Raw genomic sequence first — 21,549 nt, forward strand, 5'->3', positions numbered from 1 at the left:
TTCTTTTGCGTCGCCAAAAGAAAGTCACCAAAGAAAAGGCGACCCTGCTGTCTGCGTCCCTCCGCTTCGCTGCGGGCAACCTGCGGTGCTCGGTTCAGGCGGGGTCTCGCTCGAACTCGCTACGTTGCACTTCGCTCAGACAATCGCGATCCCTGATCCGCCTGAACCTGCGCTCCTCGGCGCATACAGAAGGGGCAATCGGGAGCGGGGACTGAAAACTAATACCAACTCCAATGCCAACAAGGACACGCCATGGCGTGTCCTTGTTTCTTCAGGTATTCGGGTTCCGGTATTCGGCTGTTGGCTGTTCGGCATTCCTTCCCCCACCCCTTGTGGATGCGCCGAGGAGCGCAGGGCCAGACGGATCAGGGCAAAAACTTGTTTGAGCGAAGCGAGTTGTTTTTGACCCCGGCTGGACCGAGCACCGCAGGTTGCCCGCAGCGAAGCGCAGGGACGCAGGAACCAGGGTCGCCTTTCTTTTGCTTACTTTTCTTTGGCGAAGCAAAGAAAAGTGAGTTGCATGCCGGGCAACCCCCGGCCAGCAGGATTCAGACGAGAGCGCCTCCATCAAACCAACAACAACCCCAAAAAAAGGCCGCTATCAATTCAATAGCTGCTGGCGCCCGTCCCCATTGCCCCAGAAGTCAATTCAATACTCAACCACCCTACCGAGGCAAAAACAGCAGCCAGTAAATCAGCAACACATTGACCAGCACACTCACACCCAGCAGCAGCTTCCACAACACCACAGGATCCCGCTGAATCAAAGGCGTGGCCTGCGGTGCCGTCAGCGGCCGCGAGGCGCCCCGCTCCAACGCCAGCAGCAGCTCTTCGGCGGTTTCAAAACGCCGGCGCTTGTCGCGCGCCACGGCCTTGAGCACGATGTGGTCCAGCCAGATCGGCACTTCGGGGTTGATGCGGCTGGGTGCCACCGGGTCGCGGTAATACCGGCCGGCCTGGTAGGGCAGCACCTCGCCATACGGCAGGCGCGCGGTCAGCAACTGGTACAGCGTCACACCCAGAGCGAACAAATCGCTTTGCGCATCGGGCAGCTCCTCCGGCCCATCTGTGCTGCTTGCGCTGAAGCCCCATTGCTCGGGATTGATAAAACTGGGCGTGCCGGCGTGCAGCTTTCGCATCGCTTCGGGCTCGCGCCCGCTCAATGCCACGCCGAGGTCCAGCAGCCGCAGCACGCCATCTTCGCCCTGATGGAGGTTGGCCGGCTTGATGTCGCGATGAATGACGCACTGCCGGTGCAGCCGGCCCAAGGCCCGCGCGGCCTGGGTGGCCACGCCCAGCAGCTGCTCCACGCTGAACTTGTGGCGGCGGTCAAGCTGCTGCTGAAGTGTCTCGCCGCTGTGCCAGTCATACAGCAGGTAAAACGCACTGCGCTCTTGCCCGCCCGGCAGGCGCTCATGAAGGTTGACCAGATGCTCCGCCGCCCGGCCCGACTGCATGCGCATGGCCAGCCAGGCCTCGTGAGCCAGCATGGCACGCTCTTCTTCGTCATGCGACCTCGACGAGTGCAGCGTCTTGAGGGCATACAGCACCCGTGTAGCGGGATCGCGCACCTGATACAGCACATTGATGCCGTTGTCGGCCACCGGCGCCGTCACGCTCAGGCCGTCCATCACATCGCCCACCTTCAGGCGGGTCGGGATGGGCAGGGTCTGCGCAATGCGGTTGACGTCCTGCAGTGTTGCGTCGAGCAAACCGCGCACCCGCACCACCACGGCCGTCACGTTGTCGTTGCTGCCGGCCGCCAGGGCCGCCTCGACGAGGTTCTGGCTTGCAAGCTGGGCACCTCCAGGCTCCTCAAGATCGGCAAAGCCCTGCAGCCGCGCGTCACGCACCACGCCGTGCACGCCGTCCGTCAGCAACACAAAAACGTCGCCGACCTGCAGGTCACCCTGCATGTAGTCCACCACCACATGGTCCTCGGCCCCCACCGAACGCAGCAACTGGTGCCGAAAGTCCGGGTGATTGACTGCATGGTCGTGCGTGAGCTGCTGGGTTTTGCCGCCGCGCAGCAAATAGGCCCGCGAATCGCCGACATGCGCAAGCGTGTACGACTGCCCGCGCAGTACCAGCGCCGTGAGGGTGGTCAGGCCCATGGCCGGACTGCGGCGCTGGTTGATACCCGCCAGCCAGGCGTTTTGCGCCCCGATGATGCGGTCCAGGGCCACGGTGGTGTCCCACGTTTCGGGCGTGCCGTAGTAGTCACGGACCAGGCTGGTCACGGTGGTCTGCGCCGCCTCCCGGCCCATGCCGCCTGTGCTCACGCCATCAGCAATCGCCACGATGGAACCCATACCCTCCTGCCCCGCCTCGGGCAGCATCGCAGCGCAAAAGTCTTCGTTGGTGTTCTTGCGGCCCGCCAATGAAGCGAAGCCAATGTCCAGATCAAATGCCATGCACCAAGATAAGCAAGTTTAATGCCCGAATTTGGTGCATCGCAACAATGCATGACTGGCATGCAGGCCCTAGCCCACCAGCATTTGCATGCTGTGTTCGTACTGGGCCGACAGCTGCTCAAAGACGTCGAGGAGGTCTTCGCTGGCCGTCGCCAGACCCTCCAGGCGCCGGGGATCTTTGTCCATGGCAAGCGCGCCCTCGCGCATGTGCTGCCAGCTGATGGCCGCCCGGTCCAGCGACAGGCGGATGTCCTTGCTGGTCAGCGGAATGTCGTTCAGGTATTGCAAGGCCTGCTCGAATGCCGCCTGGGACTCGGCCATGCCGGCCTCGCTGCGGGCCAGCGTTGCCTTGCCACCCGTGGCCCTGAGCAGGGCATATTTGGCAAAACGCTGGCTCAGCATGCGCTGCCGGCCAGCCAGGTTCAGCATCTGCAAGGGAGGCATTGCGCCGGCGCTCTCCAGGCTGCTGGTCATGCGCTCGGCATCCTGCAAAAGCAGGTCTGCCAGTTCATCCAGGTGAGCCATGCTGCCAGCGGTGGGCGTGTCCTGCAAGGCAATCTTGAGCCGCCCCCAGGTAATGGACACCTGCCCGAGCAGGTCTCCAAATGTGGGCTGCGAAAGGCTTTTCCCCAGCGAAACCAGGTTGGCGTCGATGCGCAGCACCGACTCTTTCAGCAGCTCTTTGGCCCGGGCGGCCTGCACCCCCGCAAGCTGCAGCAGGGCAAGCTTGACCAGCCGCTGCGACAACATGCGCAACTGACCGGAACGGTTGACATCCTCGGCGAAGCGCGCCGAATGGATGATGTGCTCCGACACCTGCCCCAGCCGCTGGTTGGTATGCATGGAGGCGGTCCGCAAAATGTGGAAAGCGTCGTCGTCCGACATCTGCCGGGCCCGCATCAAAATACCTTTGGCCCGGTCCACCGCCTTGCGCTCTTCAAGCCGGCTGGCGGCCTCCTGCACCTGGGCACGCAGGGCCTGCTCGCGGGTAAAACGCGCCTTGGCGAGGTGAATGAGGGGCCGCAGGCGCTGCGCACCATAACCGTTGACCACATAGGCATGAACCCCCACCTCGGTGGCCCGTGTGATCTTTCCCGCGTCTGTGTCGCTGGTGAAAACAATGACTGGACACGGCGCCGTGTCAGCCACCAGCTGCAGCACCTTGAAAAGCTCATCACCCGGAAGCGGGTCATGGCAAATCACCACATCGGGTGCTTGCCGAAGCACTTCCTGCACCAGTTTGCTGCGCTCATCCACAGGCCCCAGTACCTGGATACCAGCTGCCACCAGGTCTGAAACCAGGGGATGTGCGCCACCAGGGCCGTTCAGGTTTACCAATGCGGAGGTCATACAAATCAAGAGGTTAAGCGGGGAACAGCGACACAGTTCGCAAGTCGCAGGCCATGCCACCGCCACGCCGGTGCCGGGAAAGCTGCGAATCCCAATGATATGGCACAAGTCTTGCGTCATTTGCAGCGGGCGTAACGACGCGCCCAACCTTAGCGAATGCACTGCGGGTTCTGCGCACAACGACGTGCGTAATGGTGTGCCTCATACCGGGTTGACAGCCCGGATCCCTGTTTCCGGGAGAGAGCATCATGATTTCCACTCAATTTTTGACAAATCAGACAGATCCGCTGGTGTTGGCGAACTACCGCTGCGTTGCTGTGCCTCATCCTGGCGCCGAGGCCATTCACCGCGCCCAGCCCGCCCGTTGCCCATCTGCTGCCGCGTTCGCCGTGGCATGACGCTTGCACATTGGACCTTGAACATGACATCGAATCAATCTGGAGTAGCCCCATGAAAAAATCAAAACTGGTGATGGTCGGCAATGGCATGGCCGGCGTTCGCACCCTTGAGGAGCTGCTCAAGGTCGCCCCCGACCTCTACGACATTACAGTCTTCGGCGCCGAGCCCCATCCCAACTACAACCGCATCCTGCTCAGCCCCGTGCTGGCCGGTGAGCAGACGCTCGACGAAATCGTGCTGAACAGCTGGGACTGGTACAAGGACAACCACATTACGCTGCATGCCGGCAAAAAAGTGGTTGAAGTGGACCGCATCAAGCGCGTGGTCCGCGCCGAAGACGGCACCGAAGAGGAATACGACCGCCTGCTGATGTGCACCGGCTCCAACCCCTTCATCCTGCCCGTGCCCGGCAAAGACCTCAAGGGCGTGATTGCCTACCGCGACATCGCCGACACCAACGAGATGATCGCCACAGCCCAGAAGTACAAAAAAGCGGTGGTCATCGGCGGCGGCCTGCTGGGCCTGGAAGCGGCCAACGGCCTGATGCTGCGCGGCATGGAAGTCACCGTGGTGCACGTCATGCCCTGGCTGATGGAGCGCCAGCTTGACGACGTGGCGGGCAAGCTGCTGCAAAAATCCCTGGAAGACCGCGGCCTCAAGTTCATGATCGGCGCGCAGACGCAGGAACTGGTGGGTGGTGAAGACGGCCGCGTGACCTCGATCAAATTCAAGGATGGCACGGAAGTGGCCACTGACCTCGTGGTCATGGCGGTCGGCATCCGGCCGAACACACAGCTCGCGGAATCCATGCGCCTGCACTGCAACAAGGGCATCGTGGTCAACGACACCATGCAGACCGTCACCGATGCGCGCATCTACTCGGTCGGCGAATGCGCAGCCCACCGCGGCATTGCCTACGGCCTCGTGGCCCCGCTGTTCGAACAGGCCAAGGTTGCAGCCAACCACCTGGCGCAGTTCGGCATAGGCCGCTATTCCGGTTCGCTCACGTCAACCAAACTGAAAGTCACCGGCATCGACCTTTTCAGCGCCGGCGAATTCATGGGCGGCAACGGCGCTGAAGAAATCGTGATGAGCGACCCCTTCGGCGGCGTCTACAAAAAACTCGTCATCAAGGACGACAAACTCATCGGCGCCTGCCTTTACGGCGACACCGTGGACGGCAGCTATTACTTCAAGCTGCTGCGTGACGGCCGCAATGTCAGCGACATCCGCGACAAGCTGATTTTCGGAGAGTCCAACCTCGGCGACGCCGGCCACGAAGGCCAAAACAAGGCGGCGCTGATGGCCGACGATGCGGAAGTCTGCGGCTGCAATGGTGTCAACAAGGGCACCATCTGCAAGGCCATCAAGGAAAAAGGCCTTTTCACGCTTGACGAAGTGCGCAAGCACACCAAGGCCAGCGCCTCCTGCGGCTCCTGCACCGGGCTGGTCGAGCAGATTCTCATGTTCACCGCCGGCGGCGACTACTCGGCCACGCCCAAGCTCAAGGCCATGTGCGCCTGCACCGACCACGGTCACCAGGCGGTGCGCGACGCCATACGCGCCAACAAGCTGCTCAGCATCTCCGACACCTTCAAGTTCCTGGACTGGAAGACACCCAACGGCTGCGCCACCTGCCGCCCGGCCGTCAACTACTACCTGATCAGCACCTGGCCCAAACAGGCCAAGGACGACCCGCAAAGCCGCTTCATCAACGAACGCAGCCATGCCAACATCCAGAAAGACGGCACCTACAGCGTCATCCCGCGCATGTGGGGCGGCGAAACCACGGCCAGCGAGTTGCGCCGCATTGCCGACGCGGTCGACAAATACAAGATCCCGACCGTCAAGGTGACAGGCGGTCAGCGAATCGACTTGCTGGGCGTGAAAAAGGAAGACCTGCAAAACGTCTGGAAAGACATCGGCATGCCTTCGGGCCACGCCTACGCCAAGGCCCTGCGCACGGTGAAAACCTGCGTGGGCAGCGAATGGTGCCGCATGGGCACGCAGGACAGCACGCAAATGGGCAAGGACCTGGAGCGCGCCATGTGGCGCATGTATGCACCACACAAGGTCAAGTTTGCGGTGAGCGGCTGCCCGCGCAACTGCGCGGAGTCCGGCATCAAGGACGTCGGCATCATCGGCGTCGACTCGGGCTGGGAGATGTACATCGCCGGCAACGGCGGCATCAAGACGGAAGTGGCCCATTTCTTCACCAAGCTCAAGACCGCGGCCGAGGTGCTCGAATACACCGGTGCCTTCTGCGAGCTCTATCGCCAGGAAGGCTGGTACCTGGAGCGCACGGTGCACTACGTCAACCGCGTCGGCCTGGACTATGTGAAGAAAAAAATCCTGGAAGACCACGAAGGCCGCAAAGCCCTGTGGGAGCAGCTGCAGTTTGCGCTGGACGGTGAACCGGACCCCTGGTTCGACCTGAAAGAAGCGTCTGTGGATGCCCGCCAGTTTGAAAAACTCACACCCGCCTGACCGGCCGAATTTTGAGAGATCACTATGTCTGAATGGAAAAAAATCTGCCTGGTCACCGACATTCCGGTGCTCGGCTCGCGACGTGTGTCACGCGCCAAGGGTATTGATGTGGCTGTGTTCCGCAACGACCAGGACCAGGTGTTTGCGCTGCTGGACCGCTGCCCGCACAAGGGCGGCCCGCTGTCGCAGGGCATCGTGTTCGGCACCAGCGTGGCCTGTCCCCTGCACAACTGGACCATAGGCCTGGCGGACGGCTGCGCCAAGCAGCCCGACGAAGGCTGCACGCCCAAATTCACCTGCAAGGTAGAAACAGGCCAGGTCTTCCTGGACGCTGTCGAGCTGGACACGCTGGCGCTGGATTTGCAGCCCCCTCGCGCCGGCCCGGGTGCAACCAGTGGCGCATTGGGCGACGAAAGCTTCAGCGTGCAGGCGCCTCACACGGCATAAGCCGCATCACCGGAATAAACGCGAAGGCTCCCTGAACATTCATGACTGATACCCGATCAACTTGCCCGTATTGCGGTGTCGGCTGCGATCTAACAGCTCATGCTGTTGATCGCTTTGCGATGCACGACAAAGGCCGCAGCCTTGGCTTCGTCCATCATGGCTGAGACCCGGTCAACTTGCCCCTATTGCGGTGTCGGCTGCGGCGTCATCATTGAATCGCAAGGCGACGAAATCACCGGGGTACGCGGTGACCCGGATCACCCGGCCAATTTCGGGCGGCTGTGCACCAAGGGCTCAACGCTGGCGCTGACCGCGACGGCGGCCGTTACGCGACAGACGCGCTTGCTGCAGCCGATGCGGCGCGAACATCGGCATGAAGCGCCCAAGCCGGTGTCCTGGGACAACGCGCTCGGCTTTGCGAGCGAAAGCTTTGCGCAGATCATCCGCGAGCATGGGCCCGATGCGGTCGGTTTTTACATTTCAGGCCAATTGCTAACGGAAGACTATTACGTCTTCAACAAGCTGGCCAAGGGCTTGATCGGCACCAACAACGTCGACACCAACTCGCGCCTGTGCATGAGCAGCGCGGTGGCGGGTTACAAACAAACGCTGGGCGCAGACGCACCGCCTGCCTGCTACGACGACGTGAATCATGCGCAGTGCATTTTTATCGTCGGCAGCAACACCGCCTACGCACACCCCATCCTGTTTCGCCGCATTGAAGACGCCAAGGCCGCGAACCCCGCGCTCAAGATCATTTTTTGCGACCCGCGCCGCACCGACACGGCCGAGATCGCCGACCTCTACCTGGGCATACAGCCGGGCACCGATGTGTCGCTCTTCAACGGCATGCTGCACATCATGCTGTGGGAAGGCTGGACGGACGCCGCTTACATTGCGGCGCACACCACGGGCTTTGACGCGCTCAAGGCCACGGTGCGCGACTACACGCCCGACCTGGTGGCCGAAACCTGCGGCATCAAAAAAGAAGACCTGCTGGCCGCGGCCAAACTCTTCGCCACCTCGGCCACCACGCTGAGCCTGTACTGCCAGGGCCTGAACCAGTCCAGCAGCGGCACCGCCAAGAATGCCGCACTCATCAACCTCCACCTGGCCACAGGCCAGATCGGCAAACCGGGCGCCGGCCCCTTTTCATTGACGGGGCAGCCCAATGCCATGGGCGGACGCGAAGTGGGCGGCCTGGCCAACCTGCTGAGCGCGCACCGCGACCTGGCCAACCCGGATCACCGCGCCGAAGTCGCCGCGCTGTGGGGCATCCCATCCGTGCCCGAAGCACCAGGCAAGACTGCCGTCGAAATGTTCCAGGCCGCGGCCGATGGCGAAATCAAGGCGCTATGGATTGCCTGCACCAACCCGGCCCAGTCCATGCCCGACCAGGCCACCGTGCGCCGCGCCATGGAGCGCGCCGAGCTGGTGATCGTGCAGGAGGCTTTTTCCACCACGTCTAGCTGCGACTACGCCGACCTGCTGCTGCCGGCCACCACCTGGGGCGAGAAGATCGGCACGGTGACCAACAGCGAGCGCCGCATCAGCCGAGTGCGGCCGGCCGTGGCTGCGCCAGGCCAGACACGCCATGACTGGTCCATCGCGGTGGACTTTGCACTGCGGCTTGAAAAGCTGCTGCCCAGCCGCGCGGCAGCCGGCGCCACCCTCTTCCCCTATTCGCTGGCCGAGGAAGCATCAGGCGCGGAAACCATCTGGAACGAGCACCGCGAATCCACCCGCGGCCGCGACCTCGACATCACCGGCTTGAGTTACGCACTGCTCGACGACGCACCGCAACAGTGGCCCTTCAAGACGGGCGACACGGCGGGCAAAGTGCGGCTGTATGAAGACGGCGTGTTCCCCACCGCCGACGGCAAGGCCCGCTTTGTCAACACGGTCTACAAGCCGGTAGCCGAGCCGCGCGAATCGCGTTATCCGTTTTCGCTTACCACCGGCCGGCTGCGCGACCAGTGGCACGGCATGAGCCGCACCGGCACGCTGGGGCGCTTGTTCGGCCACGTGGCCGAACCCTCGATTCAAATGAACGTGCAGGACATGGCGCGGCGCCTGCTGAAAGACGGCGATCTGGTGCATGTCACGTCCAAGCGTGGCTCCATCGTGGTGCCGCTGCAGTCTTCACCTGAAGTGGCAGTAAGCCAGGCTTTCATGGCCATGCACTGGGGCGAAGAGTATTTAAGCGGTCAGTCGACCGGCGGCACGCCGCTGGCAGGCGTCAATGCGCTGACCACGTCGGCTTATTGCCCGAGCTCCAAACAGCCCGAGCTCAAGCACGCTGCGGTGAAGATCCTGAAAGCCGAAATGCCGTGGACGCTGCTGGCGATGGCCTGGCTGCCCGAGGGCGATGCGCTGGCGGCGCGTGAGCAGCTCAAGCCGCTGATGGCGCAATTTCCCTTCACCAGCTGCGTGCCGTTTTCCAACAACACACCGCTGGCCGACCGCAGCCGCGAACGCACCGGCGTGCTGTTTCGCGCGGCCAGCCATGAGGCGCCGCCTGACGAAACACTGGCCGCGCTGGAACGCATCCTCGGGTTGGATGCGGCCGATGTGCTGCGCTACGCCGACCGCAAAAAAGGCCAGCGCCGCACCATGCGACTGATGCGCAGCGAAGGCGACGTCCACCTCGCCGGCTTTGTACTGGCGGGCGACACCAGCGCCCAGGCCTGGATCAAAACCTTGCTGCAGGACGAGCTGGCCGCGCAATCGTATGGACGCCTGTTGCTGCTGCCCGGCGCCAAGCCACCGGTGGCGGTGCAGTCGCGCGGCAAGCCGGTGTGCACCTGCTTTAACGTCAGCGACATGGCCATCGACGAGCACTTGTCGCTGTTAGTGGCCGGTGGTGGCGGCGCCGGCCATCTGGGCACTGATGAAGAGCGCCTGGCCTCGCTGCAATCCACGCTGAAGTGCGGCACCAATTGCGGCTCCTGTGTGCCCGAACTCAAACGCCGGGTGCGGTCATCGCGCAACGACGCACCGCCTTCAGCACCCCGTACCGTGATCCCTATCCGGCAAGTGGCTTAAGCTCATAACAAGAAGTTATCTGCATTGGCGGACAATCACGCTTATGGGCATTAGCCAATACATCAAGGAAATCGGTCGCGGCAAGGATGGCGCCCGCGCTTTGTCACGCGAGCAGGCTACGGACCTGATGGGTCAGGTGCTCGACGGCACCGTGACTGATCTGGAAATCGGCGGCTTTTGCCTGGCCATGCGCATCAAGGGTGAAACGCCCGAAGAGATGGCGGGTTTCCTCGATGCGCTGCACCAGCGCCTCAATCATCTGCCCGCCGGCGACAGCCCCACGGTGGTGCTGCCCAGCTACAACGGCGCGCGCAAGCTGCCGGTGCTCACGCCGCTGCTGGCGCTGCTGCTGGCGCGTGAAGGCGTTCCGGTACTGATCCACGGAACACCCACCGAATCGAGCCGGATTTTTGCATCAGAAGTGCTTCTAGCCCTTGATATACCTGCGCAGACAGCTATTAAAAAGATAGCAAACGGCAAAGTGGTATTTGCCCCCACCGAGCTGCTGCTGCCTGCGTTAAAGCGCCTCCTGGACGTGCGCCGTGCCGTGGGCCTGCGCAACCCGGCGCACAGCCTGGTCAAGATCATGACACCCTGCCTGGGCAAGAGCCTGGTCGTGAGCAGCTACACGCACCCGGAATACGCTGTGTCGATGGCGCAGACCTTTGAGCTGACGGGCGCCAATGCACTGCTGTTGCGCGGCACCGAAGGCGAAGTGGTGGCCGACGCGCGCCGCATGCCGCAGATGGACGCTTTTATCGGCGGGCAGCGCTCACTTCTGCAGGAAACCCAGGCCGGCACGCTCGCCTCCATCCCCGACTTTCCCAAAACAGTGGACGCCGCCACCACAGCGGACTACATTCGCGCCGTGCTGGCAGGCGGCGTGCCTGTGCCGCCTTCGATTGCACGGCAAGTGGAACATATCTTGCAGTTGCTCCCTCAAATCAAGCTGCCTCACATCACGACATCATGAACAACGGAAAAGTCACTTTGGTAGGCGCCGGCCCCGGCGACCCGGAACTGTTGACCCTCAAGGCCCTGAAAGCCATCCAGCGCGCCACCGTGCTGCTGGTGGACGACCTCGTCAGCGACGAAATCGTGGCGTTTGCGCGGCCCGAAGCCCGCGTCGTGTATGTGGGCAAGCGCGGCGGCTGCAAGTCCACACCCCAGGCCTTTATTGAAAAGCTCATGCTGATGGCCGCGCGCGAAGGCGAAGACGTGGTGCGGCTCAAGGGCGGCGACCCATTCATCTTCGGTCGTGGCGGCGAAGAAGTTGAACACCTGCGCGCCGCGGGCATTACGGTGGACGTCATCAACGGCATTACTTCAGGCCTGGCCGCCGTCACTTCGCTGGGCGTGCCGCTCACGCACCGCGAACATGCACACGGCGTGGTGTTTGTCACCGGGCATGCCAAGCCCGGCGACACCGGCACCGACTGGAAAGCGCTGGCTGCCACCGCACACAGCGCACGCCTCACGCTGGTGATCTACATGGGTGTCAGTAGTGCATGTCGCATCCAGGACGAGCTTTTGAGTGGCCTGCCTGCCACCACCCCCGTGGCCATCGTTCAAGGGGTGAGCCTGGCTTCGCAGCGTCATGCTGTCACCACGCTCGGTGAACTGCATCTGACCATTGAGCGTGAACAGTTGGCCAGTCCCTCGGTGATCGTTGTCGGGGACGTGGTTCGTGGTGTGGCTGCTGCTGTTTCGCATGACCGCGCATTGGTGGGTGGGCGCGCTGCCTAATTACCGTCTCCTGCCGCGCGGTAAAACGGCGTACGGGCCACAATTGTTGGCACCTTCTTTATCTGCCCTGTCTCATTACCACGGGCCGAAAATAATCATGTCGATGATGAAGTGGCCCAGAACGATTGGCCACAGGATTCGCAGCTTCGTGTAGAGCCCTGCGGCCAGAACACCAAACCAGAAAGCGGCGATGACGCCGCCGATGCCCTGCTCCGAATGGGCAAGTGCAAAGGCCGCCGACGTGATCAGCACATACCAAAGGTGCAGCCTCTTGGGGGGAAGAACCGCCGACAGGTAGAGCCAACCCAGGCCGCGCCATACGGCCTCTTCCACCATTGCCGCACTTGCCGACATGTAGACGGCTAACGCCAGCTTTGCGGAGAAGCCGACGGGCATGGCTTGAACGGGCTGAAAATGGTCCGCATACGCCCAGTAAAGGCGTTGAGTCAACAGGATCACTGGCCAGTCGGCCGCCACCAGCAAAAACGCAACGAACAGCATGACAGCGGCGCCGTCGCGTCGTTCGTGCGGTCTCTTGTGCCCTGGCATTCCCCAATCACGGGACGTGATGCCAGCGGGTCGCAGGAAAAAATACCAGCCCGCAGCAGGTGCGACGATGAATTGCACAACATCGACCAACCAGTACAGGCCCGGGTTAAACGAGAACAGCCAGCCGCGGTAAAAGTCATTCAGCAAGCTGAGCGCAACAAACGGGAATGCAGCGGCCAGAACGGCCTCCCGCTTCGTCAAGCCCCTCCCCCTGACAGCAAATCGAATCACTCCATTCATGCGCGCCAGTGTGCCCCGGCTCAAGACGGCGCCATTCCGTCAATCTGCAAGGAGTGCCAAAAACTACCGAATACAGCAGCAGTTGCGCACTCTTGCCCACGCACGATCACTTTTGGCTCGCAGTCGCCGCCAGCTAAACTCCTTGCAAACACATCACCCGCTGGAGAGGCGAAAAATGCTTGAAAAACTCAATGAACTGACGGAAAGTCACGGCGAGCTGCGCCGCGGCAAGGGCCTCATGAGCGGAGTGATCGCCCTCAGCCTGGGTGTGCTGTGCTTCCTGGGCGTGTTGGCCTTTCACTTCCCCGAATACCTCACCACACCGGAATTGCGCAAAAGCTACAACGTTGACGTGATCCGCATCGTGATGTTTACGTCGCTGGTGATCGCGGGCGGCATCTCGCTGGTCAACATCATCTTCAACCGCTCGCGCTGGCTGGCCGGCGCCGCCTTTTTGCTGGTGGTGGCCACCGCGCTGCTGGGCGGGCACAAGGTGCCGGTGAACGACTTCGCCGACAACACGCCTTACATCGGCCTGGACTGGTTCATCCTCGACCTGCTGGGCTCCTCGCTGATCTTCATCTTCATTGAAAAGCTGTTTGCGCTGCGCAAGGAGCAGCCGGTGTTTCGCGCCGAATGGCAAACCGACTTTCATCACTTCATCGTCAACCACATGATCGTGGGCTTTGTGCTGCTGGCAACCAACCTGCTGGTACACAAGTTCTTCGGCTGGGCCGCCAACGACGGCATACGCGGCTGGGTGCAGGGCCTGCCCTTCTGGGGTGGCGTGTTGCTGATCGTTCTTGTGGCCGACCTGGTGCAGTACTGGACCCACCGCGCCTACCACGAGGTGCCGGTGCTGTGGCGCCTGCACGCAGTGCATCACAGCGCCAAAAGCATGGACTGGCTCGCCGGCTCGCGCCAGCACATCCTGGAGCTCTTGATCACCCGCACGCTCATCCTGGCACCCATCTACGTGCTGGGTTTTTCCAAGGAAGTGATCGACGCCTACATCGTCATCGTCGGCTTCCAGGCGGTCTTCAACCATGCCAACGTGAGCGTGCGCCTCGGCCCGCTGCGCTACGTCATCGTCACGCCCAACTTCCACCACTGGCACCATAGCCAGGACCAGGAAGCACTGGACCGCAATTACTCGGCCCACTATGCCTTCATCGACTACCTCTTCGGCACAGCCGTGAAAAGCACCCGGCTCTGGCCGGAGCGCTACGGCGTGCTGGGCGACTACGTGCCGAATGGCTTTTTGAAGCAGCTGAAGTTTCCTTTCACCTGGAAAGGTTGAAGTACTTGGCCCCCACGCTTTTCGCTTCGCGTAATGCGCTGCCCCCCGAGGGGGCCGCTGCGCCTGCGGCCCGGCAAAGCCGGTTCCGCGGCCCCTGCTGGCTGAAACTCGCAGAACGGCGAGCGGCGGTCTGAGCGTGCCCGTCCAATCATTCGATGTGGTCGTGATCGGCGCGGGAGCCGCCGGCCTGTTCTGCGCTGCCCAGGCCGGCCAGCGCGGCCTGAAAGTGCTGCTGGTCGATCACAGCGAAAAGGTCGCCGAGAAGATCCGGATCTCGGGCGGTGGCCGCTGCAACTTCACCAACCGCGACGCCACGCCCGCCAACTTCCTGAGCGAGAACCCGCACTTCTGCCGTTCGGCCCTGTCGCGCTACACCCCGCAGGATTTCATCGAGTTGCTGCAGCGCCACAACATCCCCTTTCACGAAAAGCACAAGGGCCAGCTGTTTTGCGATCGCTCGGCCGAAGACATCATCAATATGCTGCTGGTCGAATGCGATGCCGGGCACGTGACGCGCTGGCAACCCTGCGCCATAAAAAGCATCAAATACGGCTCCAGCCCAGACGGAACAGGCGCCAGCAGCTATCAAATTGAGAGCGATCGCGGGCCGGTCGAAGCGCCGCAAGTGGTCATCGCCACCGGCGGCCTGTCGATCCCGAAGATTGGCGCCACCGATTTCGGCTACCGCATCGCCAAGCAGTTCGGGCTGCGCCTGGTCGAGCCCCGCGCGGCACTGGTACCCCTCACCTTTGACGGCGAAGCCTGGGCGCCCTATGCCCAGCTGGCAGGCCTGGCGCTGCCGGTGCTCATCGAGACCAGCCCCGCCGACGCGACGCCCAAGCAACGCAAAAAGGCGGTGGTTTTTTCGGAAGACCTGCTCTTCACCCACCGCGGCCTGAGCGGCCCGGCAGTCCTGCAAATCTCCAGCTTCTGGCGCGAAGGCCAGCCCATCCGCATCAACCTGGCACCCGGCGTGGACCTTCCGGCCCTGCTGCTGCGCGCCAAGGCCACCTCCAAAAAACTGATCGCCAACGAACTCGCCACCCTGGTGCCCAACCGCCTGGCCGACGCCTGGGCCGGCACCGACCCGGCGCTGCAAAAACCCATCAGCGAGGCGACCGATAAAGCGCTGCTAGGTCTGGCCGCGCGCCTGTCAGACTGGCAACTGACGCCGAACGGCTCCGAGGGCTACCGCAAGGCCGAGGTGACCGTCGGCGGTGTCGACACTCGCGACCTGTCGTCGCAAACTATGGAATCGCAGCAACCGGGGCTGTACTTTATCGGTGAAGTGGTGGATGTGACCGGCTGGCTGGGCGGCTACAACTTCCAGTGGGCCTGGGCCTCCGCGCACGCCTGCGCGCAAGCACTGACACCGGCGCGCTAGGCCTGCCGGGCCAGCTTCCACTCGCGCGGTGACTGGCCGCTTTGCGCCTTGAAGGCGCGCGACAGCGCCGCCTCGCTGCCATAACCGACCTCGGCGGCAATCAGCTTGAGCGGCCGCCCACGGCGCAGCGCCTGCTGCGCCAGACCCACCCGCCAGCGCTGCAAATACACGCCGGGCGTGCAGCCGACCGTATCGCGGAACTGGTTGGCGAACACACTGCGCGACATGCCCGCATGATCGGCGAGCGCCTCCAGGCTCCACTCTTGCCCAGGACTTTGATGCATCGCGACAAGGGCGTGGCGCAGTCGCTGGTGCGAGAGCCCCGCCAGCATGCCGGAGCGGGTTTCGCCGCTTTCCATCAGGTGCCGCAGCACCTGGATCAGCACCACATCAAAAAGCCGGTCCAACAGCGCCTGACGGCCGCAGCGCTGCTCAAAAGCCTCTTCGAACAGCAGTTGCAGGACGCCTGCGGCGCCCTCGATCTGCGCCAGCGGCAGGCACACAAAGGACGGCAGTGCCGCAGCGATCGGGTTGGCCGCGCCGCCCTCAAAGCGCAGGTGCGCACACACAAAGTCGGCGCCATGCCGGGTATCCGTGATGAAGCGGTGCGCCATCGGCCTTGGGTAAAGCAGCAGGCAGGGGCCGCTGACACGCATCACCTCGGCACCGCCATGGCTGATACCAACTTCGCCGCTGCGCACGAGGTGAAGCTGGCCGGTGCCCTCCTCCTCGCCCAGCTCGTTGACCCCGCAAAGTGCGCCCGAATGGAACACATTCGCGCTCACCGAGAAATGCCGCAAGAGCGCTTCAAGCCGGTCACTCATAAATACTCCAGATCAATTTTTTAGGATTATTAGCGACTTATCGTATTTTGTGAAGCGTAAAGTTCAGTTTGTCGATTCCGACTTGTTGCAACCCTCTCAAAGGAACAGCCATGAACGCTCTCACCCGTCTCGCCGCCGCCACCGCATTGGCCGCCGCCGTCACCGCCAGCCCAGCGATGGCCGCAGACGCCGCCGCGCCGCAACCAGCGGCGTCGGCCTCACGCAGCGCCAGCTACGTCACCACCCCGGATGGCGTGCAAATCTATTACAAGGACTGGGGCCCGAAGAATGGCCCCGTGGTGAGTTTCAGCCACGGCTGGCCGCTCAACTCGGACAGCTGGGAGTCGCAGATGATTTTCCTGGCCTCAAAAGGTTACCGCGTCATCGCCCATGACCGGCGCGGCCACGGGCGCTCCAGCCAGCCCTGGGACGGCAACGACATGGACCACTACGCCGCCGACCTCGCAGCGGTGATCGACACGCTGGGCGTGAAAGACGTGACGCTGGTGGGTTTTTCGACCGGCGGCGGCGAGGTGGCGCGTTACATCGGCCGTTACGGCACCGCGAAGGTCAAAAAAGCTGTGCTGGTCAGCGCCGTACCGCCCTTGATGCTGAAGACCGCAGCTAACCCGGGCGGCCTGCCGATCGAGGTGTTCGACGGCATTCGCCAGGGCGAATTGGCCAACCGTTCGCAGCTTTACCTGGACATCGCCTCGGGCCCGTTTTTCGGCTTCAACCGCCCCGGCGCCAAAGTCTCGCAGGGTTTGATCCAGTCGTTCTGGGTGCAGGGTATGCAGGCGGGCCACAAGAACACCTATGATTCGATCGCGGCTTTCTCGGCCACCGACTTCACCGAGGACCTCAGGCGCTTTAACGTGCCGACCCTGGTGATCCACGGCGACGACGACCAGATCGTGCCAATCGACGCCTCCGGCCGCGCCGCCGCGAAACTGGTGAAAAACGCCAGGCTGATCGTCTACGCCGGTGCGCCGCACGGTCTGGCCGACACCCACAAGGAGCGGCTCAACCAGGATTTGCTGACTTTCATCCGCGAATAAACGCACACTCCAGGGGGCCGGGCGCGGGGATTGAGGCGCTTCGGGAGCGCTTGAGAAGGGCTTCGCCGGGATTATTGGGCTATAATCCAAGGCTTTGCTAGCAAACCCGCGTCCGGCCTGATTCTGATCAGATCACTAACGACGCAAATTTTGGATCTATTCATCAATGACCACCATCCGTGTAAAAGACAATGAGCCCTTCGACGTGGCTCTGCGCCGTTTCAAGCGCACCATTGAAAAACTCGGCCTGCTGACCGACCTGCGCGCCCGCGAGTTTTACGAAAAACCAACGGCAGAGCGCAAGCGCAAGAAGGCAGCCGCCGTCAAGCGCAACTACAAGCGTATCCGCTCGATGCAATTGCCGAAAAAGCTGTACTAATTTTTAGTACCGCCTCACGGCAACAAAAAGCCCGCACGAGGACGCTCTGCGGGCTTTTGTGTTTTTGGCGCCTCCCCGGCCCAGTCGATTCCACCCCACCCTATTCGCTTCAGGAGCCCCAATGTCAGCACTCAAAGATCAGATCACCGAAGACATGAAAACCGCCATGCGCGCCAAGGACAGCGAGCGCCTGGGCACCATCCGCCTGCTGCTGGCGGCCCTCAAGCAAAAAGAGGTGGATGAGCGTGTGGTGCTGGACGACGCAGCCGTGGTCGCCATCGTCGACAAGCTGATCAAGCAGCGCAAGGACTCACTGGAAGCATTCCAGAAGGCCGAACGCAAGGATCTGGCCGACAAGGAAGCGGCCGAGCTGGTCGTGCTGCAGGCCTACCTGCCAGCGCGCCTGAGCGCCGACGAAGTCGCCGCCGCCGTGAAAGCCATCGTCGCCGAACTGGGCGCCACCGGTCCCGGCGACATGGGCAAAGTGATGGGCGCGGTGAAAGCCAAGCTCGCCAGCAAGGCCGACATGGGCCAGGTGTCTGCCGCAGTGAAGGCAGCGCTAGCCGGCTGAATACAGAGGTGGGCGGCTACATGTACCCGCCTTAAGCCAGTTCAAGCCGCGGAACCGGCTTTGCCGGGCCGCAGGCGGGCGGCCCCCGAGGGGCTGGAGCCTGCGGCTCCAAAGCTGCTTGAGCAGCTTTGGACAGGCGACAGAGGCGAAGCGTCTCGCGAGCCGCGGCCTGCAAGGCCTCGGGAGCTACACGAAGTGAGCGACCGTGGGGGCTCTAACTACCGGCGACCTTCATCCGGTTGACGAGAATCGAGCCCACGGTTTTGGCGCCGTAGTTGTAGGCGTCCGCACCCACCGCCTCAATGCCCATCAGCATGTCCTTGAGGTTGCCCGCAATCGTGATTTCCTCGACCGGAAAGGCGATGCGGCCATTCTCGACCCAGAAACCCGAAGCGCCGCGTGAGTAGTCGCCCGTCACATAGTTCACGCCCTGCCCCATCAGCTCGGTCACAAAAAGGCCGCGGCCCAGCTTGCGCAGCATGGCGTCCAGGTCGTCGCCCTTGCGGGTATGGCGGCTGGTCATGATGAGGTTGTGTGAGCCGCCGGCGTTGCCGGTGGTGCGCATGCCCAGCTTGCGGGCTGAGTAAGTGCTCAGGAAATAGCCCTCAACGCGGCCGGCTTCCACCACCTGTCGTGCCTTGGTCTTGACGCCCTCTTCGTCAAAGGGTGCGCTGCCTTTGCCTTTGCGCAGGTGCGGGTCTTCGGCGATGTCGACGTGTTTGGGGAAAGCCGGCTTGCCCAGGCTGTCGGCCAGGAAGGTGCTTTTGCGGTACAGCGCGCCGCCGCTCACGGCCTGCACAAAGCCGCCCAGCAGGCCCGCTGCCAGCGGCGACTCGAACAGCACCGGGCATTGCGTGGTCGGGATTTTGCGGCTCTTGAGCCGTGCCAGTGCACGCTCGGCGGCATAGCGGCCTACCGCTTCGGGGGCCGCCAATTCACCTGCATCACGCATGGAGCTGTACCAGGCATCGCGCTGCATCTGGTCGCCCTTGCCCGCAATCGGCGCCACCGAGATGCTGTGTCGCGAACTGGCGTAACCGCCGCGAAAGCCCTTGGTATGCGCACTGAAAAAATGGCTTTGCTGCGCCGACACACCGGCGCCTTCGCTGTTGGTGATCAGGCGGCTGGTACTCAGGGCGGCGGCTTCGCACTGCAGGGCGAGCTGGGCGGCTTCTTCCGAATTGATGGACCAGGGATGAAAGAGGTCGAGCGCCGGATGCACGCGCGCGATGTCGCGGTCATCGGGCAGGCCGGAGGTTTCGTCTTCCGCCGTGAAACGCGCGATGTCGTATGCCGCTTTCACGGTCTGTTCAATCGCCGCCTTGGAAAAGTCGCTGGTGGCGGCATTGCCGCGCTTTTTGCCGATGTAGACGGTGATGCCCAGCGACTTGTCACGGTTGCGCTCGACGTTTTCAAGCTCGCCCTTGCGCACGCTGACTGAGAGCCCGCAGCCTTCGGAGGCTTCCGCGGCGGCATCGGTGGCCCCCAGTTTTTTGGCATGGCCAAGGGCACTGTCGACGAGTTCCTCGAAAAAATCGCGGTGGTAGCTGAAACCGGATTCGGGCTGGGCTGACTGGCTCTTGGGGCCCGGGACGGGGCGGGAAGCACTGCGTGTTGCGCCGCTGGCGCGAGAAGAAGCTTTTTGGGTCATATGGGTAGCTATGATACTGACTGCTATGAACAACAAGACTCCCAAGGCCATCAAGGGCTACTGGTCCAACGGCCGCTTCGTCAAACCCGAGGAAATCGCGCTTGAAGAAGTCGGCCCGCCCAGCAAAACCCAGCTCAAGGCCGAGGCCGACGAAAAACAGGCGCTCGGTGAAGCGCTGCTGACCCTGCGCGCCGATTTGATGGCGCGCCTGGACCTGCCCGACAAGCTGCGCGACGCGATCGCCGATGCCAAAAAAATTACCAACTTCGAGGGCAGACGCCGCCAGATGCAGTTCATCGGCAAGCTGATGCGCCCGCTGGACCCTGACCCCATCCGCGAAGCCATCAATGAGCAGCTCAACGGATCGGCCGACCTGACGCTGGCCCTGCACCTGGCCGAGCAGTGGCGCGACAGGCTGATCGCCGACGACGCCGCGCTGGGCGCCTGGCTCGAAGAACACCCCGGCACCGACTCCCAGCAACTGCGCGCGCTGATCCGCCAGGCCCGCAAGGACGCCAAGCCCGAAAAACCCGGCGAAGCGCCGCGGCACGGCAAGTCCTACCGCGAGATTTTTCAGCTGGTCAGGCAAGGCATGGCACGAGGTCCTGAAGATGGCGAGGAGCCGGAAGCGTGAGCAGCGCCTTTGACGCGGTGAAGATCGGTATTGTCTCGGTCAGCGACCGCGCATCCGCCGGCGTCTATGTCGACAAAGGCCTGCCGGCACTCAAGGACTGGCTCACCCGCGCCCTGCGCAACCCCATCACCTTTGAAGAGCGCCTGATCCCCGACGAGCAGGCGGGTATCAGCGCCGCATTGATTGAGTTGGTCGACACCGGCTGCTCGCTCGTGCTGACGACCGGCGGCACTGGCCCCGCGCTGCGCGACGTGACGCCTGAAGCCACGCTGGCTGTTGCCCACAAGGAAATGCCGGGTTTTGGCGAGCAGATGCGGCAGATCAGCCTGAAGTTTGTCCCGACGGCCATCCTGTCGCGGCAGTGCGCCGTCATACGCGACAAATGCCTGATCATGAACCTGCCGGGCCAGCCCAAATCGATTGCCGAAACCCTGGAAGGGCTCAAAAACGCCGACGGCTCCCAGGCTGTGGCGGGCATCTTCGCCGCCGTGCCTTATTGCATCGACCTGATCGGCGGCCCTTACCTGGAAACCGATGAAGCGGTGTGCCAGGCCTTCAGGCCCAAAAGCGCCATACGCCCGCCGCGCTGAACCTTGCCGCTCGCCAGTTTGGGCCTGGCCTCTTTCTCACGTAGTATTCGGGCTTTACAACACGAGGAGCTGGGATGGACGACCTGATTGAAACGCCGAGCAAGGAATCGAAAAACACCGCCGTGCTGATCTGGATCGGAACCCTGTTTCTGGGTTTCATTCCGGGGCTGATTGTCTACCTGGTGAAAAAGGACGACGCCTATATCCTGGACCAGTCCAAGGAAGCGCTCAACTGGTCAATCACCGCGACCATCGGCTATGTGGCGGCATTGATCCTGACTTTTGTGCTGATCGGCTTTCTGGTGTTCGCGGCGCTGGGCATCTGCCACCTGGTGTTCTGCGTCATGGGCGCGCTGGGCGCCTCCAATGGCAAGGCCTTCCGCGTGCCGTTCGCGCTTCGCCTGATCAACTGAAGCCCACCGGCGAAAACAAAAAAGGAAGGGCTCGCCCTTCCTTTTTTTTGCCCGTCTTATTCGCCCGC

19 protein-coding genes are annotated in these 21,549 nt (G+C 62.7%); 14 read left to right on the forward strand and 5 right to left on the reverse strand.

From position 1 onward, the window contains the following. Nucleotides 1-665 precede the first annotated feature (665 nt). On the reverse strand, nucleotides 666-2,414 hold the full coding sequence (locus tag AC1DU8_RS13855; protein ID WP_477726877.1) for a bifunctional protein-serine/threonine kinase/phosphatase: 1,749 nt from the start codon (nucleotides 2,412-2,414) through the stop codon (nucleotides 666-668). A gap of 69 nt (nucleotides 2,415-2,483) precedes the next feature. Then, entirely contained in the window at nucleotides 2,484-3,764 is a 1,281-nt protein-coding gene (locus AC1DU8_RS13860) for a type IV pili methyl-accepting chemotaxis transducer N-terminal domain-containing protein (protein ID WP_477666383.1), read from the reverse strand. 450 nt (nucleotides 3,765-4,214) lie between these two features. Here AC1DU8_RS13860 and nirB point away from each other — a divergent pair, with 450 nt between their 5' ends. Genes nirB through cobA form a run of 6 tightly spaced genes read left to right on the forward strand, consistent with a single transcriptional unit; the run spans nucleotide 4,215 to nucleotide 11,888 of the window. After that, on the forward strand, nucleotides 4,215-6,650 hold the full coding sequence (gene nirB, locus AC1DU8_RS13865) for a nitrite reductase large subunit NirB (protein WP_457279085.1): 2,436 nt from the start codon (nucleotides 4,215-4,217) through the stop codon (nucleotides 6,648-6,650). Nucleotides 6,651-6,674: 24 nt separating this feature from the next. Continuing rightward, nucleotides 6,675-7,097 carry a nitrite reductase small subunit NirD gene (nirD, locus tag AC1DU8_RS13870; protein ID WP_457279086.1) on the forward strand — a complete coding sequence of 141 codons (423 nt, stop codon included), beginning with the start codon at nucleotides 6,675-6,677 and terminating at the stop codon, nucleotides 7,095-7,097. Nucleotides 7,098-7,138: 41 nt separating this feature from the next. Next, complete coding sequence (locus AC1DU8_RS13875; RefSeq protein ID WP_457279087.1) at nucleotides 7,139-7,261, forward strand: hypothetical protein; 123 nt, start codon at nucleotides 7,139-7,141, stop codon at nucleotides 7,259-7,261. Continuing rightward, nucleotides 7,254-10,142 carry a nitrate reductase gene (locus AC1DU8_RS13880; RefSeq protein WP_457279088.1) on the forward strand — a complete coding sequence of 963 codons (2,889 nt, stop codon included), beginning with the start codon at nucleotides 7,254-7,256 and terminating at the stop codon, nucleotides 10,140-10,142. The genes AC1DU8_RS13875 and AC1DU8_RS13880 overlap by 8 nt, the downstream gene beginning before the upstream one ends. A 43-nt stretch (nucleotides 10,143-10,185) precedes the next feature. Further along, complete coding sequence (gene ybiB / locus AC1DU8_RS13885) at nucleotides 10,186-11,115, forward strand: DNA-binding protein YbiB (RefSeq protein ID WP_457279089.1); 930 nt, start codon at nucleotides 10,186-10,188, stop codon at nucleotides 11,113-11,115. Further along, nucleotides 11,112-11,888: a uroporphyrinogen-III C-methyltransferase gene (cobA, locus tag AC1DU8_RS13890; RefSeq protein WP_457279090.1), complete on the forward strand. Its 777-nt coding sequence runs from the start codon at nucleotides 11,112-11,114 to the stop codon at nucleotides 11,886-11,888. Before ybiB ends, cobA begins: the two co-directional genes overlap by 4 nt. A 75-nt stretch (nucleotides 11,889-11,963) precedes the next feature. Here the strand turns inward: cobA and AC1DU8_RS13895 are convergent, their stop codons facing one another. Next, nucleotides 11,964-12,638 carry a CPBP family intramembrane glutamic endopeptidase gene (locus tag AC1DU8_RS13895; protein WP_477666382.1) on the reverse strand — a complete coding sequence of 225 codons (675 nt, stop codon included), beginning with the start codon at nucleotides 12,636-12,638 and terminating at the stop codon, nucleotides 11,964-11,966. Between the two features lie 214 nt (nucleotides 12,639-12,852). On the opposite strand from AC1DU8_RS13895, the gene AC1DU8_RS13900 reads away from it, so the two are divergent. Continuing rightward, a complete protein-coding gene (locus tag AC1DU8_RS13900) occupies nucleotides 12,853-13,977 on the forward strand; it encodes a sterol desaturase family protein (protein ID WP_457279092.1) in 1,125 nt (374 codons plus the stop codon). A 136-nt stretch (nucleotides 13,978-14,113) separates the two neighbouring features. Then, the gene (locus AC1DU8_RS13905; RefSeq protein ID WP_477726878.1) at nucleotides 14,114-15,361 is read left to right on the forward strand and encodes a BaiN/RdsA family NAD(P)/FAD-dependent oxidoreductase; all 1,248 of its coding nucleotides are present in this window, start codon (nucleotides 14,114-14,116) and stop codon (nucleotides 15,359-15,361) included. On the opposite strand, the gene AC1DU8_RS13910 is transcribed toward AC1DU8_RS13905, so the two are convergent. Then, nucleotides 15,358-16,185 carry a cupin domain-containing protein gene (locus AC1DU8_RS13910; RefSeq protein ID WP_477666380.1) on the reverse strand — a complete coding sequence of 276 codons (828 nt, stop codon included), beginning with the start codon at nucleotides 16,183-16,185 and terminating at the stop codon, nucleotides 15,358-15,360. The genes AC1DU8_RS13905 and AC1DU8_RS13910 overlap by 4 nt on opposite strands. 110 nt (nucleotides 16,186-16,295) lie before the next feature. On the opposite strand from AC1DU8_RS13910, the gene AC1DU8_RS13915 reads away from it, so the two are divergent. From AC1DU8_RS13915 to AC1DU8_RS13925, 3 genes are all read left to right on the forward strand, one after another. Continuing rightward, complete coding sequence (locus AC1DU8_RS13915) at nucleotides 16,296-17,243, forward strand: alpha/beta fold hydrolase (protein WP_477666379.1); 948 nt, start codon at nucleotides 16,296-16,298, stop codon at nucleotides 17,241-17,243. A 166-nt stretch (nucleotides 17,244-17,409) separates the two neighbouring features. After that, nucleotides 17,410-17,622, forward strand: a complete 213-nt coding sequence (gene rpsU, locus AC1DU8_RS13920; RefSeq protein WP_007872347.1) for a 30S ribosomal protein S21 — start codon at nucleotides 17,410-17,412, stop codon at nucleotides 17,620-17,622. A 121-nt stretch (nucleotides 17,623-17,743) separates the two neighbouring features. Then, nucleotides 17,744-18,193, forward strand: a complete 450-nt coding sequence (locus tag AC1DU8_RS13925; RefSeq protein WP_457279094.1) for a GatB/YqeY domain-containing protein — start codon at nucleotides 17,744-17,746, stop codon at nucleotides 18,191-18,193. Nucleotides 18,194-18,407: 214 nt separating this feature from the next. Here AC1DU8_RS13925 and pmbA read toward each other — a convergent pair whose 3' ends face one another. Next, a complete protein-coding gene (gene pmbA / locus AC1DU8_RS13930) occupies nucleotides 18,408-19,844 on the reverse strand; it encodes a metalloprotease PmbA (RefSeq protein ID WP_477726879.1) in 1,437 nt (478 codons plus the stop codon). 25 nt (nucleotides 19,845-19,869) lie between these two features. On the opposite strand from pmbA, the gene yjgA reads away from it, so the two are divergent. From yjgA to AC1DU8_RS13945, 3 genes are all read left to right on the forward strand, one after another. Then, the gene (gene yjgA / locus AC1DU8_RS13935) at nucleotides 19,870-20,478 is read left to right on the forward strand and encodes a ribosome biogenesis factor YjgA (RefSeq protein WP_457279096.1); all 609 of its coding nucleotides are present in this window, start codon (nucleotides 19,870-19,872) and stop codon (nucleotides 20,476-20,478) included. Continuing rightward, nucleotides 20,475-21,068: a molybdopterin adenylyltransferase gene (gene mog, locus AC1DU8_RS13940; RefSeq protein WP_477688858.1), complete on the forward strand. Its 594-nt coding sequence runs from the start codon at nucleotides 20,475-20,477 to the stop codon at nucleotides 21,066-21,068. Before yjgA ends, mog begins: the two co-directional genes overlap by 4 nt. A 74-nt stretch (nucleotides 21,069-21,142) precedes the next feature. Continuing rightward, a complete protein-coding gene (locus AC1DU8_RS13945) occupies nucleotides 21,143-21,481 on the forward strand; it encodes a DUF4870 domain-containing protein (protein ID WP_457279098.1) in 339 nt (112 codons plus the stop codon). The last annotated feature ends 68 nt before the right edge of the window (nucleotides 21,482-21,549 follow it).

The organism is Polaromonas sp. P3_A5, from assembly GCF_056403055.1.